The sequence below is a fragment of the Haladaptatus caseinilyticus genome (genome assembly GCF_026248685.1).
Classification (GTDB): domain Archaea; phylum Halobacteriota; class Halobacteria; order Halobacteriales; family Haladaptataceae; genus Haladaptatus; species Haladaptatus caseinilyticus.
Genome location: NZ_CP111036.1, coordinates 576,211 through 590,576, shown reverse-complemented (window position 1 = coordinate 590,576; position 14,366 = coordinate 576,211). Strand labels below are relative to the sequence as shown.

The following is a 14,366-nucleotide window of genomic DNA, read 5'->3' as shown; positions in this document are numbered from 1 at the left end:
TCCCACTCGACTCCCATCTGCTCGCCGACGCCCGTATCGTGGGTCGAATTTGGAACTCGATTTACACGTAGTGCATGCCGATAGTGGCCCCAGAAATTTTCGCCATGGCATATTACTTAGTGACATCTCCTATCGGTAGTTCGAGAAGACAACGTGATTCTCGGTTTTATGAGTTACAGCTCGACACGACACACCTTCGGCTCAACCCCTCGGAAACTGCGGATACATCGTGTTTAATGGCTTCATAACCGTGACGAAACTACGACCTACCCGTATCGTTTCACGATCGTGGACGTGGGCGACACTGACCAGTTCGACAACAGTATCTTTTCAAATGCTGGCTTCGGAGAGGGGAACAACGAATGTATCTCATCATCGTCGGTGCGGGCGACATCGGCTCGCAACTCATCAGCATTGCGACGCAGAATAGCAACGACGTGGTGGTTATCGAGAAAGACCAGGCGCGCGCCGAACGCGCATCGATGGAATTCGACTGTCTCGTCCTCCACGACGATGCGACGATCATCGACACGCTGGAAGAGGCCGGTGCGGACCGGGCGGACGCCCTCATCAGCACGACAGACCAGGACGCGACGAACATCATGGTCTGCCTGTTGGGACAAGAGATGGACGTACCATCCCTGGTGTCCGTCGTTCACAACCCCGAACACATGAACATCTTCCGCCAAATCGGGGTAAACGTCATCGAGAACCCCCAGCGACTCATCGCGGAGTATCTGTATCGAGCCGTGAAACGCCCGTCCATCAAGGATTACATGAAGGTCGGCGAAACGGCCGAAGTGTTCGAAATCACGGTCGATTCGTACGCCCCAATCGCGGGTCTCACTCTCTCAGCGGCGGCGGACGATGGACTGTTCGACGAAGGGATGTTGGTGGTCGCCATCGAGCGTGACAATGACGTCATCACTCCTCGTGGGAACACGACGATCGAGGGCGATGACCTCATAACCGTCTTCTCCGAAGTCGGTGCAACGCCGGACGTGACCGACATTTTCGGCCACTACGAGGACCACGACTGATATGCCGCGACACCCGACGATTTCTGGGGTTCCGGCTGATCTCGCTGTGATCCTGCGAGATATCGGCGCACTCGTGTTGATGCAGGCGGCACTGATGGCGATTACCGTCGCCCTTGCACTGGCGTTCGGGGAGTTTTACGTAGCCCTCGCGTTTCTCATTGCGGGGGGAATCACGGCGGCGGCGGGCGGTACTGCCCGAAGGCTGTTCGAAGACGCGCCGAACCCGGTGATGAAACATGGTATGGTCATCGCCGCCGGGGGCTGGTTCGCGACCGCCATTTTCGGGGCGGTTCCGCTTTTCCTCTCCGCACATCTGACTCCCGTTCCGGTAATGAACACCTATGTCCCCATCGGTGCCGATTATCAAGCGATCCGAATCGACGGCGCGATGACGTTTTCCAGTCTCGCGTACTACGGAAACCCTCTCCACGCGCTGTTCGAGAGCATGTCCGGGTGGACCGGGAGCGGTCTGACGATGGCAGTTCACGAACCGTCGCTCCCGCGCGCCGTCCAGTGGTGGCGCTCGCTCATCCAGTGGGTCGGCGGTGTGGGTGTCATCGTCCTCACGACTGCGATTCTTGCTCGTCCTGGGAGCGGTAGTTATGCTCTCTACCGGGCGGAAACGCGCGAAGAGAGGATTCATCCGAGCATCATCCACACGGTGCAGACGGTGTGGCGGATTTTCCTCCTGTACACGATCATCGCCGTCGTCGTGTTGTTCGGCGCTATTTGGTGGAGTGAACCGCAGCAGAGCCTGTTCGAAACCTTCTGGCAGTCGTTGAATCACGCGATGACGGCCCTTTCGACCGGTGGATTCAGTGTGACGGACAACTCCATCGAATCGTACCATTCGCCGCTCGTCGAAGGTGTCCTTCTTCCCATCATGGCGCTCGGTGCAATCGCGTTTCCGATCCATTACGTGATGCTCCACGACCGGGACTTCGGCGAACTGTTCTCCGACCTTCAGACTCGTTGGCTGTTCATCCTCTTCGTCGTCGGGAGTTTCGTGCTGTCGGTTCAGAACATCATTTCGCTCCCGATTGCGAGCAGCGCGTTCACCCAGACAGGGTGGATCGGCGTTCAAAACGTCGGCTTGTCCGCGCTCGCGGGGGATGCGGCACGCGATTCCACGTTTCAGTTCGTCAGCGCTCTCACCTGTACGGGGTTCCAGTCGTCGGATATCGGCGCGTGGAGCGCAGGCGGGAAACTCATCGTCAGCGGGGCGATGGTGCTCGGCGGGGCGGCGGGGAGCACGGTTGGTGGTATCAAAATCATTCGAGGGTACATGATAAGCAAGGGTATCCAGTGGGAGTTCTCACGGGTGTTCCTCCCGGCTTCCGCAGTCATCAACACCCGAATCAACGGACGTGCACTCGACCGAAATCAGATGTACGAAGAGTTCAGCGAGGCCGCCATCGTCAGTATGCTCTGGATTATCCTGCTCATAACGGGGAGTGTCCTCCTCTCGAACGTCGCCCCCGGAGCCAGTTACGCTGACGCACTCTTCGAGGTTGCGAGTGCGCAAGGCAATGTCGGCCTCTCGACTGGAATTGTCGGACCGTCAATGTCTCCCTTCGGTGAAGGAATGCTCGTCCTGAATATGTGGGTCGGTCGGCTCGAGATCATCCCAGTACTCGTTTTTCTCCGGTCTACCCTGTTCGGTCTCAATCCCTGAACCAGTATATAAAGTATTCGGCTGTTGTAGAGCGTTCCACCCTCATTAACGTCTCACAGGCCTCGATAAACGAAATGGGACGCTCTCGATGTTCTATATGCCGAAATTGCAAGACTGAACCGGAAAAAACGGTTCGAACGTCCCCCAACAGAGAGGGGTTTTTATGCTCGTATCAGCGGTTGTATGGACTGAGCAGGAAGTCACCATGGCAACGAAAAATCAGGGGTTCCAGGCAATGGTCGAACTGTGCGACAACTGTGGGCGCGAAACCTCTCACGAGGTATCTGTCCAAATTCGAACCGAAAGCAAGAAACGCGAAAATGCCGAGTTTTCGCGCGAACCGTACCGAATCACCCAATGTCAGACGTGCGGTGAAGAGAAGAGCCAGCGAATGAACAACGCCTAATCGTTCGGCGGACCTGTCTGCTGTTCTCGTTATCGTCCGACACGAGTTACCGTGTCGTCACTACACGACGGATGACGATCCGGAGTCGTTACTTCGTGAACACTTCACAGCCATCCTCAGTGACGATGACCGAGTGTTCTTTCTGACTGACGAGGAAGCCGTCCTCCTCTTTGAGCACTGGATAACCGTGGACGATGTTTTTCATTTTCAGGCGGCGCAGTGCCATATCCGGGCGGGAACTGTCCAACCAGCGGGTTGCGAACGGAAGCGTTCGGAACTCCTCCGTGATCTGGTCGAGCGCTTTTCGAGCGCTTCGGTCACGAACTGACGCTTCGCGCTCGAGGGAGAAGATCTCCTCCTCTGCACCTTCCCTCACTTTTCCACTCCCGTCGGTGGCGAACGGTTCGATGGCCACGACATCACCGACTTGCAGTTCGATGCCCTGTGAGACGGCGCGGTTCGGGATGTTCGGTTCCGTGTGCTGTTCGTAGTGGGCCAGTCCGTGGCCCGAGAGATTGACGACGGGATTGTAGCCGTAGCCGTCGATAACGGACTCGATTTCTGCACCGATCGCTCCCGTCTCGACGCCGGGTTCGACGACTTCGAGCGCAGCGTTCAAGGCCTCTTCGCTCGCTTCTGCGAGATCGTCGTGTCCGGAGAGGTCCACCGTGATCGCGGTGTCGGCGAGCCATCCGTCTATCTGAACCCCGATATCGAGGTTGACCATGTCCTCACCGAACGTGCTCTCGTCGCCGATGCTCGGCGTCGCGTGGGCCGCTTCCTCGTTGATGCTGATGTTGACCGGAAATGCCGGTTTCCCGCCGAGTTCACGGATTCGATCTTCGGCGTATTCCGCGACTTCCAGATGGCTTGCACCTACTTCGACGCGCTCTGCAGTTTCCGTGCGAACCTGCGCGAGGATTTCACCGGCCTCCCGATGCTTTTCGTACTTCTCCGCCGAGAGGTCGATTGACTGGTCGCTCATAAAACGTGGTTCGCCCGAACGCCGGAAAGAGTTTGCGTTACAGAGGGAGGCTTCGGATCCGGCTACGAACAACTGTACCGCCATGCTATCATTCGTAATACAAAAATCGCATATGGGCGGATACATGAGTCGGCTTCTCGACATCTGTTCCTCACGATTGATCTGACTGTTCGTATCTGCAGAAGGGTACCGTATTCGCAGTGACACCGCTCGTAGTTGCCAGTCTAATGGTGGGTACGTTGGTAAACGTGGGGATGACGGCAGAGGACTGCCCTGTCACAGGACACGACTATCGATCGGCTCCACATCTGGACTTACGGAATCGAACACTCCATCCCGAGCGTCAGTTCGTTCCGCGACGTTTTGGACCGGAATGACTCCGAGCCGACTCCTCGTCTCCCATCTCACGACTTGTTTACCGCAGTCTGCATCGCGTCGCTGTTGAACGTGCTTCCAGTGTTTCCGTCCCGGTCGAGGACGATGACACCAGCACTCGATCCGGTGAGTTCGGCGAACTCCTCGATGGCGCGGTCTGCGGCCTCCTGTGCGCCGAAGCCCGATTCGAGGTGACGAACCGCTCGCCGGGTAAGCGTCGACTTTGCGATATCTTCGCCCGCACCCGTGGAACTGGCCGCACCGGCCGGTGCCGCGTAGAAGCCACTACCGATTTGCGGAACGTCGCCGACCCGCCCTGCGAGTGCAAGCCAGCGCCCACCCGTCGAGGTTGCGGCGGCGAACTCGTCGCCGTCGGAGGCGACTGCGCCGACCGTGTCCGCTCCGCCGAACTTCTCGTGGAGCCATTCGAGGTGTTCACTCGGCGCGCCATCGGGGGCATCGTACTCCTCCCATCGCTTCTCGCTCTTTTCGGTCCAGAGGTTGATTTCGGTTTCCACGCCGAAATCCGCCGCGAGGGAAACCGCGTGTTCCCCGCTGACGAGAACGTGTGGCGTCTCTTCCATCACGACTCGGGCCGCGCTGACGGCATGTTCGACGCTCGGCATCGAACATACCGCACCCGTCTCACGGTCGCTCGTCATGATTCCGGCGTCGGTTCGAATCTTGCCGTCGCTCTGAACCGCGCCGCCGACGCCCGCGTTGAACCTCGGTGATGATTCGAGAACGTGAACCGCTGCTTCGACCGCGTCAACGACGGTTTCGGCTTTGCCGCCAGTTTCTGCCGCTTCGTCGAGCACCGCCTGTCGAGAGGTCGGTTCGTCCGGTTCGCCGCCAGCACCGCCGTGAACGATGACTTTCATGCAGGGTGGTCTCGCGTGGGATGGCTTAAGTTCACGTCAAACGGCAGTTCGGACGAGGTGGTGATGCCCTGTACACGACCCACGGACAGATACTGGTTGCGCCACTTCGTGAGTCAACGAGAGCGGTGGAGAGCGTTCGAATGGCGATATTCGCGGACGAAACAACGATACTGACGTGACCGAGTCGGTCGCTCCGGCGATTCGGACGACTGCTAACTTCACCCACCGAAATCACCCAACTCTTTAAGGGCGTATAAGGCCCATACGAAGGGGAAACGGTAGGCCTTTTATCCTCCTCGGAACACTGTTCGAACGTTCATGAGCTACGAGTACGACAAGGTGGAAGTGCCCGAGGATGGGGCCACGATTACGGTCGACGAGGACACTGGTAAACTGGAAGTTCCCGACAACCCGATCATCCCGATCATTCACGGAGATGGAATCGGAACGGACGTCGGCCCTGCAGCACAGAAAGTGCTCGACGCTGCGGCGAAAGCGACGGGACGCGAAATCAACTGGATGCGCGTCTACGCTGGCGCCAGCGCCCGCGAAACGTACGACGAGAACCTGCCGGACGACACCGTCGAGGCTATCAAGGAGTTCAACGTCGCCATCAAAGGACCGCTCACGACGCCTGTCGGTGCCGGATTCCGCAGTCTGAACGTGGCGCTCCGCAAAACGCTCGACCTCTACGCGAACGTTCGACCGACATACCATCTCGACGGCGTCCCGTCGCCGGTCAAAAACCCCGAGGCGATGGACATGGTCACGTTCCGTGAGAACACGGAGGACGTCTACGCCGGTATCGAATGGGAAGCAGGCACCGACGAAGTCGAGGAAGTCAAGGCGTTCGTCGAGGACGAGATGGGCGCGGATGGCGTCATCCACGACGGACCGGTTGGCATCGGTATCAAGCCGATTACGGAGTTCGGAACGAAGCGTCTCGTCCGCGAAGCGATCGAGTACGCCCTCGAGAACGACCGTGATTCGGTCACGCTCGTCCACAAGGGTAACATCATGAAGTTCACCGAGGGCGCGTTCCGCGACTGGGGCTACGAACTCGCAGAGGAGGAGTTCGGCGATATCACCATCACGGAAGACGAACTGTGGGAAAAATACGACGGCGAACAACCCGACGACAAACTCGTCGTCAAAGACCGTATCGCCGACAACATGCTCCAACAGTTGCTCACCCGAACGGCTGACTACGACGTCATCGCCACGATGAACCTGAACGGCGACTACATGTCCGACGCCGCAGGTGCACAGATCGGTGGCCTCGGCATCGCACCCGGTGCGAACTTCGGCGAGCACCGCTGTCTCGCAGAACCGGTCCACGGTTCCGCGCCGAAATACGCCGGTGAGGACAAAGTCAACCCAACCGCGATGATTCTCTCCGGCCGTCTCATGCTCGAATACATGGGCTGGAAGGACGCCGGTCAACTCGTCCGCGACGCCGTCGAGGAGACGATTTCCTCCGGCAAGGTCACCTACGACCTCGAACGCCAGATCGAAGGCGGCGAGAAACTCGCCACCAGCGAGTACGCTGACGCCATCGTCGAAAACATCGAAAAATTGGCGTAAACCGATTTTTCGGCACGCTGGAGGTCGTCCAGCGGCGTTTGCGGCCACACGTAAGCGAGTCGTGGAGTAACTGGACGTCGCTCGGTGACGCCGTTTTCGTCTCGCTTCGCCTTTTATTCTCGTTTCACCTTTTTATATGGAGCTTCGACACGGGAGTCCCGATTCAATGGTTCGAACCCTCGAATCCGATAACCGGAGCAACGCATAGATACGCAACTCGCCTACTGTGTGTAATGGCGTCTCCTACTGACCGACCGAGAATCGGCGTTTCCTATTGGCACACCGGTGGGAACGCCGTCAAACTCGAATTACTCGACCGACTTCGAACGTGGGCCACGCTCGTCCTGATGGACCCCCGTACCGAACACTGGGATCTGGACGAACTCGAACTCGACTTCTATCACATGGCGCATTGGCATCCGGCCGCCCTCTCGGACTTGAAACGCGCTCACGAAGCCGGAATACCGACGGTAAACAGTTACAGCGGGGCGTCCGCAACGGCCGACCGACTCACCTGCTATCGGACGCTTCGACGTGGTAACGTCCTCGTTCCGGAGTACCAGTACGCACGAGCGCCGGACGTCACGCTCCCGCCGCCTACTATCGTCAAACCTCGGTACGAGTTCGAACCGAGCGGACACGAGTTTTCGGTTCATTTCGCCGATGCGTACGACTTTCCGGAAAAACGAATCGTTCAGCGATACGTCGTTCCACATCGAAGTTACAAACTGTTCGGCATTGGCGATGAAATCCGCGCCGTCAGATTGTTCGGTGACGGCAGCGTTCCTGTCGAACAGCGGATCACCCCAAGCCTCGCCCGCTACGTCGAGCGCGTTCGAGTTTTGTTCGACCTCTCGCTGTACGAATTGGACCTCCTCGTGCACAAATCGATCTACGTCATCGACGTCAACCCCGCCGTGAATCTCGACGGCGTTCTTGGGGGTGCGGCCCTATACGAGGAACTCATCCGAAGGAAAATCGACGACGAATAGTGGGCCGGTATACCTACGGTGACGAAGTGGGGTCGGTTCGTCTTCACGTCATTCGATGCTTGCACGCGATGTCGGGTCGTCGGCCGACGATCACTTCCACGGCACGTCCAGTCGTGGCGGGCTGAACACGTCGATTCCGCGAACCGGTTCGTCGGTTTTGTTCTCCGCAGCATGTGGTTCGTCGCCGGGAATCGCGTAGGAATCCCGTTCTTCGATGATGATTTCCTCGCCATCCACGAGGAACGTCAGCGCACCGCTGTAGATGAATCCGGTTTGTTCGTGCTCGTGGCTGTGTTCCGGCACCGTCGCGCCGGGTTCGATATGAAAATGCTGAATGCTCATCCGGTTCCCGGCGGCCAACTGCGCGAGAAAGACGCCATCGGTTACTTCAGTGGGCTCATGGTCTGGGAGTGCGCTCGTGTCCATGCGATCGATTCGCATGTGGGACTGGTAAACCTCCGGGAGAGAGTTTAAATATGAGAACGGACCAACTCCGGGGAGATGAAGGGGAAAAACACGTCTGCCAAGCGGATCAACCCGAAGCCCGAACGGAGGGTTGAACTGGGAGGCAGTCGGAGACAGAGGTATGTACAGCGTCGTGGGTTGTACTGCCTGTAGCAACCTGTGGATAGTCGATGGAAGACCCAAAACGACGCAGTGTTCACGCTGTGGAACGCAGCGAAAGTTTCGGAAGTTGAAGAAGTTCGTCGAAACCGACGACGAGGACCATGCGCGAGAGGTTCGCGCTTCGATGCTTGCGAATCGGCAGGGTCACGGCGATGCCTTCGCCGAACTCGACTCGTTCGCCGAGATGGAATCACGAGTCGAACACGCCGGAATGGACGACGACGAGTTTTTGGACCGCTCCGGAATCGACACCGAGGAAGTGTCTACCGTCGAAGACCGCTCCCGGCGTGGTAATTCGAGCACGAGCAAGAAACAAGTCGTCCTGAATGCCCTCTCGACTCTCGACAGACCCGAGGAGAGCGAAATCGTTGCCTATGCCGGTGAGCGCGGCGTGTCTCGGGATTACGTCGAAAAGGCACTCGAAAAGCTCGCTCGGCGTGGCGAAGTTAGCGAGAGCCGTGGGCGATATCGTCGGGTTTGAAAGTCGGGAGACGGCGGGGAGATTCCCGACTCAGAGGAGCGCACCGTTCAGTCCCTTCCACACCGCGACGACCAGCGTTAGCACGGTAAGCAACAGTTTCAGGAACTGGAGGACGTGATACGCCCTGGAGTCGGTAATCGGTGCGTCCCCATCGGAGGTGGATGTAGCCATTGACGGTCACCATCGGACGGCACGATGCGAGAGCATACGCCATTCGCACGTGCCAATTACGTAAAGACTCCCCTCCGTAATAAATTTCTAGGTCAATTTAGGTGAATTTAAATGAGGTCTTATCGTCCGAGCTCCTCGTGCGCGCTCGAGAGATGGCGCGATGCGAGTGCCGCCAGTAGCGAGAGCTCTCCCGCGAGCGCGCCGACTGCGATAACTTCCGCGAGTGCGTCCGTGTTGCTTCCCGCGGGGTCACTGCCGCCACGGAGTCCCAGTACGTCGAGGGCTTCCGACTGCGTGGGAAGTTTCGTCCCGCCGCCGACCGTGCCGACTTCCAGGCTAGCGATGCTAACGCTGGCGTACAACTCATCGTCCCGCGCTTCGACGGTCGTGATTGCGTTACTTCCCTCGACGACCTGCGCGGCATCCTGTCCGGTTGCGAGGAACGCAGCGGCGACGACGTTCGCGGCGTGCGCGTTGAAGCCGAGACTCCCTGCCTTCGCGCTTCCGATGAGGTTCTTTCGCGTGTTCGCCTCTTCGATCGCCTCCGGCGTCGTATGGAGTCGATTTTCGACCGTCTCCCGCGGAATTCGAACGTCCGCCGTGACGCTCCGACCGCGTCCCTCCACGGCGTTGATGGCGGCGGGTTTCTTGTCGGTACACAGGTTGCCCGAAAGCGCGACGAGGCTCGCGGGGGTTTCGTCCTCTACCAGTTCCGCGGCTTTACGCGTCGCGATCGTTACCATGTTCATCCCCATCGCGTCCTTCGTGTCGTAGACGAATCGGAGGAAGACGGAGTCGCCGACGACGTAGGTGGTAACATCGAGGAGTTCGCCGTGGCTGGTCGTGGATTCGGCCGCTTCGGCGAGTTCGTCTCGGTTCTCGCGAACCCAACTGACGACTTCCTCGGCCTCCGCGATGCCCTGCACGCGAAAGACGGGCGCGCGAGTCATTCCGGTCTTCGTGACGCGGGCGTCTGCTCCACCAGCAGTGCGGATAACCGAACACCCACGGTTGACGCTGGCGAGCAGTGCACCCTCGGTCGTCGCGAGGGGGAGGTAGTAGTCACCCTCCGCGGAGCCACCACTGACGGCAATGGGTCCTGCGACACCCATCGGAATCTGGGCGCCACCGATCATGTTCTCGATGTTCGGTTCGGCTTGCTCCGCGTCGAAGGAGTAATCACCGACCGTGTCCAGGGTCGCGTCGGTTTCCGATTCGAGGAGCTTGCGGCGAGCCTCGGCGGCGGTATCGTTGTCTGCATGGTCTTCAAGTTCGTGCAGGCGGAGGTCGCCCGCTCGAACCTGTTCCGCGAGTTCGTCTGCGTCGGTCATGGTTCGGAATTTCTCGCGGACCCCCTAACTGTTGCCCATTTGTACGAGCCAGCAACGATTTGACCGCCCTGCGAGAATAGATACCATGGAAACGAAACGCGTGACGAGGACGGATATCCCCGAAATCCGAACCATTTCGCGCGAAGCGGTGGAAGCGGCATATGACTTCCTCCCTGACAAGGAGCGTGCGGCAACGGTTCGCGAACGATTCAGCGAGGAACGACTCGAAACGGCACTGGCGGACGACGACGTGATAATCGTTGCCGCAATCGCGGACGGCGACCCCGTCGGGTACGCGCACGTAGATGTCGTCAATCGGGCTGACGCCGTCGGAGAGGCGAGGTTGCAGGGGATATACGTCACACCCGACCGCTGGCGACAAGGTATCGGAACCGCGCTTCTCGACGGTATCGAGGACGAAATTCGAACGCAAGGTTTCACACAGCTATCGGTCTCCGTCCTCATCGACAACGAACGAGGCAAACGGTTCTTCGAATCGAAGGGTTTCGAGCGAGTAGAAGAACGTGTCGAGGACCTGTTTACGGGGGGAACAGCCTATCAACAGGTCTACTATCACGATTTCGCGTAGAAACAAAACAGTCACTTGGATCGGGAACATCGCATATCTACGGTCGACGTTTCGATTCCGATATTTCTCGCCGTTCCGCCTGCCCTCCTCGGTTCCGTGTGGCTGTATCGTGATGCCGGAAAGCGAAGGATGGAGACCGTGGATATGTGGGCGGTCGGATTCTTCGTCGCATTCTTCATTCCGCTGATCGTGAGTGGACCCATCGTGTACGCGTTCTACAGTTTAAAACGAAAGCGCGGAGGCGGATCTGTCTACGCAGTCCCGCTGGAGTAGCGGTCCCTTTCATCGGTTCGCTTCCGAACTTCTGACTCGCGATGTTCCTCCGGTGGACGGTCCCCGTCGTGAACCACCGTCAGCACGAACTCACCGTGCGGACTGCAATCCGGAATCCGGAGGGTTACAGTGTCGTTTACTAGCGAGGGCCGCTTCCGCTTCATCGAATGCGTTCTGCCGCTCCCCGAACAGTTATCGCCGTCGGAATACACCACGAAAGCATGACAGCGCCAGCGGATGTGATTTTCACGAACGCCGAGGTCCACACCCTCGCGGACACCGACGAAACGGCGGAAGCGGTCGCCGTTCGTGACGGGGAAATCGTTCGTGTGGACAACGCCTACGAAGTCGACTTTCTGGAGGGTGTCGAGACTGAGGTAATCGACCTCGGTGGTCGAGTCCTCTTGCCTGGATTCATCGACGCCCACACGCATATGATGATGGTTGGGAGCTATCTCGTCAATGCCGACCTTTCCGTCGCCGACTCCCCTGCTGACTGTGTGGAGCTGCTCGCCGAGCTGGACGCCGACCGTGAGTGGGTGCTCGGCTACGGGTTCGACGAGAGCATGTGGACGGAATCGCGCTACCTCACCCGCGACGACCTCGATTCGGTAAGCGAAACCCGTCCCGTCGTCGCCTTCCGCGAGGACATGCACACGGCCTCGATCAACAGCGTGGCCCTCGCCCGACTTCGTGACGTGATGCCGGACGAGGACGTAGAGACAGAAGGAAGCGAACCGACCGGCGTCGTCGTCGAGGACGCCGTCGACGCCATCTACGAGGCCATCGAACCCGACGCCGAGACGATGCGGGAGCTCCTCCGTTCGGCGCAGCGGGACGTCCACGAGAAGGGGATCACGGGCGTTCACGATATGGTCCGACGCTCCCGTGCGCCGGAAGTGTACCGCGCACTCGAACTCGACGGCGACCTCGCTCTTCGGGTGCGCATCAACTACTGGAGCGACCATATCGACGCGGTCGAAGAAATCGGCCTCCAGACGAATCACGGAAGCGAGTTCGTCCGGACCGGGGCGATAAAGTCGTTCACCGACGGGAGTTTCGGCGGTCGAACCGCGAAGCTCTCCGAACCGTATGCGGACGGCGACGGAACCGGTCAGTGGGTCGTTCCCCCGGAAGAACTGGACGAACTCGTCGAACGCGCGGACGACGCTGGAATGCAGTTTACGGCGCACGCCATCGGCGACGAGGCGATCGAGGCAACCCTCGACGCGTTCGAGGAAACCGACGACCCCGGTGCGAAGCGACACCGGGTCGAACACGTCGAACTCGTCACCGACGACCAGGTCGAACGATTCGCCGAATCCGGCGTCGTCGCCTCCGTCCAACCGAACTTCCTGAAGTGGGCGCAGGAGGGCGGCCTCTACGATACCCGACTCGGAGAAGAGCGTCGAAAACGGACGAATCGCTACCGAACCCTGCTCGATGCTGGCGCTTACCTCGCGTTCGGAAGTGACTGTATGCCACTCGACCCACTGTTCGGAATTCACCAGACCGTCAACGCACCGGTCGAAGCACAGCGACTCGGCGTCACCGAAGCGCTCCGTGCGTACACGCACGGAGGGGCCTACGCAGGCTTCGACGAGAATCGGCTTGGAACCGTTGAGAGGGGCAAAAAGGCCGATTTTGTCGTCCTCGACGTATCCCCGTGGGAGCACGAAGACCACATCGAAAACATCGACGTAGCGATGACGGTCGTCGATGGCACTGTCGTTTTCGACGGGCGGAACGATTAAGCCGTATCGTCATCGTGTTTTTATCATGTCTTTGCCCCTCCTCGCTGCCGATTTCGGCGGTGTATTCCCGTTGTTTCTCCTGTTCGTCGTGGGTGCACCCTTCGTCCTCTGGTCGCTCATCGACTCGGAAAGCGACCGGGAACTAACGGAGCACACGGATTGGCAAAGTGCCGAACGTGCGGCCCGTCGCGACACACGCGACGATGATGACTCCTAGCGAGTAGGCAGTCAGCAGTCGATTACACTACCACATTGCCCGTAAACCGTTCTCGCTGTCGGTACCGACCGCGACTCGGCGATTCGTGTTTTTGGCTGTCGAGTAAACCGAGCATGGTTTTACAGTAGGGTGAAAGCTACTCGTATGGACTCGTTCGAAGGGACAGCAGTGCGAGCGTGTCGGGCAGCAGGCGAGTACCTCGTTTCGGAGTTCGAAGCTGAGTCACTGGAAGCTAACTACGGAACGGACGATGTGAAGGCGGTCGCGGACAGGGGTTCCGAACGTCGAATTCTCGACATACTCTCCGCCGAATACCCGCACCACGGGATTTTCGCCGAGGAATCCGGCGAACAGGCTGGTGAAAGCGACTATCGGTGGGTTATCGACCCTCTCGATGGGACGAACAACTTCTGTTCGGGGATTCCATATTTCGGAACCGCGCTGGCACTGCTCCACGAGGACGAACCAATTTTGTCCGTGATCCACGACCCGCTTCACGACGACACATACGTCGCCCGTCGTGGCGAGGGGGCGACGTTGAACGACGAGCCGATGCGCGCGGACAGCGATGTGGCGAGCGACCATGCGACGGTTTCGTTCGTTATCGGTATCGACGTACTTCGAAATGACGGGCTGCAAACGCGGGCCGACGAACTCGATTCGGCGCTTTCCGGGCACTGCAAACGTGTCTGGAAAAGCTGGGCACCGACCCTCGACTGGGGATTACTCTCCCGTGGCAAACTCGAAGCGGTCGTCTGTTTTCATCCGGACGAAGTGGAACAACACGCGGGGTGGCTTCTCGCCGAGGAGAGCGGTGCACGATTGGCGAACGAGGGAGACCTGTTCGTGGCGGCGGCGAGCGACGAGGTGTTTACCACGCTCGAATCGGTGATCTGATGCGACCGTCTTTTCGATCGTATCGATACTCCTATATGACGGGGCTGGATCTCGAGTTGGACGCATGAACCTTCCGCGCAGTGCTGTC

At 59.0% G+C, this 14,366-nt stretch carries 16 protein-coding genes; 10 read left to right on the top strand and 6 right to left on the bottom strand.

Going from position 1 to position 14,366, the window contains the following annotated elements:
- The first annotated feature begins 362 nt into the window (after nt 1-362).
- The 3 genes from OOF89_RS03340 to OOF89_RS03330 all read left to right on the top strand — a co-directional run bounded on the left by OOF89_RS03340 (nt 363) and on the right by OOF89_RS03330 (nt 3,121).
- Complete coding sequence (locus OOF89_RS03340) at nt 363-1,040, top strand: potassium channel family protein (protein ID WP_266078441.1); 678 nt, start codon at nt 363-365, stop codon at nt 1,038-1,040.
- Nucleotide 1,041: 1 nt separating this feature from the next.
- Nucleotides 1,042-2,715 carry a TrkH family potassium uptake protein gene (locus tag OOF89_RS03335; RefSeq protein WP_266078439.1) on the top strand — a complete coding sequence of 558 codons (1,674 nt, stop codon included), beginning with the start codon at nt 1,042-1,044 and terminating at the stop codon, nt 2,713-2,715.
- Between the two features lie 205 nt (nt 2,716-2,920).
- A complete protein-coding gene (locus OOF89_RS03330; RefSeq protein WP_266078437.1) occupies nt 2,921-3,121 on the top strand; it encodes a DUF7835 family putative zinc beta-ribbon protein in 201 nt (66 codons plus the stop codon).
- 88 nt (nt 3,122-3,209) lie between these two features.
- Here the strand turns inward: OOF89_RS03330 and map are convergent, their stop codons facing one another.
- Nucleotides 3,210-4,106 carry a type II methionyl aminopeptidase gene (map, locus tag OOF89_RS03325; protein WP_266078435.1) on the bottom strand — a complete coding sequence of 299 codons (897 nt, stop codon included), beginning with the start codon at nt 4,104-4,106 and terminating at the stop codon, nt 3,210-3,212.
- Between the two features lie 404 nt (nt 4,107-4,510).
- Nucleotides 4,511-5,362: an isoaspartyl peptidase/L-asparaginase family protein gene (locus OOF89_RS03320; RefSeq protein ID WP_266078433.1), complete on the bottom strand. Its 852-nt coding sequence runs from the start codon at nt 5,360-5,362 to the stop codon at nt 4,511-4,513.
- A 318-nt stretch (nt 5,363-5,680) separates the two neighbouring features.
- Between OOF89_RS03320 and icd the strand changes: the two genes are divergently transcribed.
- Complete coding sequence (gene icd, locus OOF89_RS03315) at nt 5,681-6,946, top strand: isocitrate dehydrogenase (NADP(+)) (RefSeq protein ID WP_266078432.1); 1,266 nt, start codon at nt 5,681-5,683, stop codon at nt 6,944-6,946.
- Nucleotides 6,947-7,179: 233 nt separating this feature from the next.
- The gene (locus tag OOF89_RS03310; RefSeq protein ID WP_266078430.1) at nt 7,180-7,938 is read left to right on the top strand and encodes an ATP-grasp domain-containing protein; all 759 of its coding nucleotides are present in this window, start codon (nt 7,180-7,182) and stop codon (nt 7,936-7,938) included.
- 90 nt (nt 7,939-8,028) lie between these two features.
- Here the strand turns inward: OOF89_RS03310 and OOF89_RS03305 are convergent, their stop codons facing one another.
- Nucleotides 8,029-8,364, bottom strand: a complete 336-nt coding sequence (locus OOF89_RS03305) for a cupin domain-containing protein (protein WP_266079843.1) — start codon at nt 8,362-8,364, stop codon at nt 8,029-8,031.
- A gap of 160 nt (nt 8,365-8,524) precedes the next feature.
- On the opposite strand from OOF89_RS03305, the gene OOF89_RS03300 reads away from it, so the two are divergent.
- Nucleotides 8,525-9,046, top strand: a complete 522-nt coding sequence (locus tag OOF89_RS03300; protein WP_266078427.1) for a DUF5817 domain-containing protein — start codon at nt 8,525-8,527, stop codon at nt 9,044-9,046.
- A gap of 30 nt (nt 9,047-9,076) precedes the next feature.
- On the opposite strand, the gene OOF89_RS03295 is transcribed toward OOF89_RS03300, so the two are convergent.
- The gene (locus OOF89_RS03295) at nt 9,077-9,217 is read right to left on the bottom strand and encodes a hypothetical protein (RefSeq protein ID WP_266078425.1); all 141 of its coding nucleotides are present in this window, start codon (nt 9,215-9,217) and stop codon (nt 9,077-9,079) included.
- A 119-nt stretch (nt 9,218-9,336) separates the two neighbouring features.
- Nucleotides 9,337-10,548, bottom strand: coding sequence for a hydroxymethylglutaryl-CoA reductase (NADPH) (gene hmgA, locus OOF89_RS03290; protein WP_266078423.1), 1,212 nt, complete (start codon nt 10,546-10,548; stop codon nt 9,337-9,339).
- 85 nt (nt 10,549-10,633) lie between these two features.
- Between hmgA and OOF89_RS03285 the strand changes: the two genes are divergently transcribed.
- Nucleotides 10,634-11,137 carry a GNAT family N-acetyltransferase gene (locus tag OOF89_RS03285; RefSeq protein WP_266078421.1) on the top strand — a complete coding sequence of 168 codons (504 nt, stop codon included), beginning with the start codon at nt 10,634-10,636 and terminating at the stop codon, nt 11,135-11,137.
- Nucleotides 11,138-11,388: 251 nt separating this feature from the next.
- Here the strand turns inward: OOF89_RS03285 and OOF89_RS03280 are convergent, their stop codons facing one another.
- Nucleotides 11,389-11,574: a hypothetical protein gene (locus OOF89_RS03280; RefSeq protein WP_266078419.1), complete on the bottom strand. Its 186-nt coding sequence runs from the start codon at nt 11,572-11,574 to the stop codon at nt 11,389-11,391.
- Between the two features lie 57 nt (nt 11,575-11,631).
- Between OOF89_RS03280 and OOF89_RS03275 the strand changes: the two genes are divergently transcribed.
- The 3 genes from OOF89_RS03275 to OOF89_RS03265 all read left to right on the top strand — a co-directional run bounded on the left by OOF89_RS03275 (nt 11,632) and on the right by OOF89_RS03265 (nt 14,278).
- Nucleotides 11,632-13,164, top strand: a complete 1,533-nt coding sequence (locus tag OOF89_RS03275; protein ID WP_266078417.1) for an amidohydrolase — start codon at nt 11,632-11,634, stop codon at nt 13,162-13,164.
- A gap of 25 nt (nt 13,165-13,189) precedes the next feature.
- Complete coding sequence (locus tag OOF89_RS03270) at nt 13,190-13,381, top strand: hypothetical protein (RefSeq protein ID WP_266078415.1); 192 nt, start codon at nt 13,190-13,192, stop codon at nt 13,379-13,381.
- Between the two features lie 144 nt (nt 13,382-13,525).
- Nucleotides 13,526-14,278: an inositol monophosphatase family protein gene (locus OOF89_RS03265; RefSeq protein ID WP_266078413.1), complete on the top strand. Its 753-nt coding sequence runs from the start codon at nt 13,526-13,528 to the stop codon at nt 14,276-14,278.
- Nucleotides 14,279-14,366 lie beyond the last annotated feature (88 nt).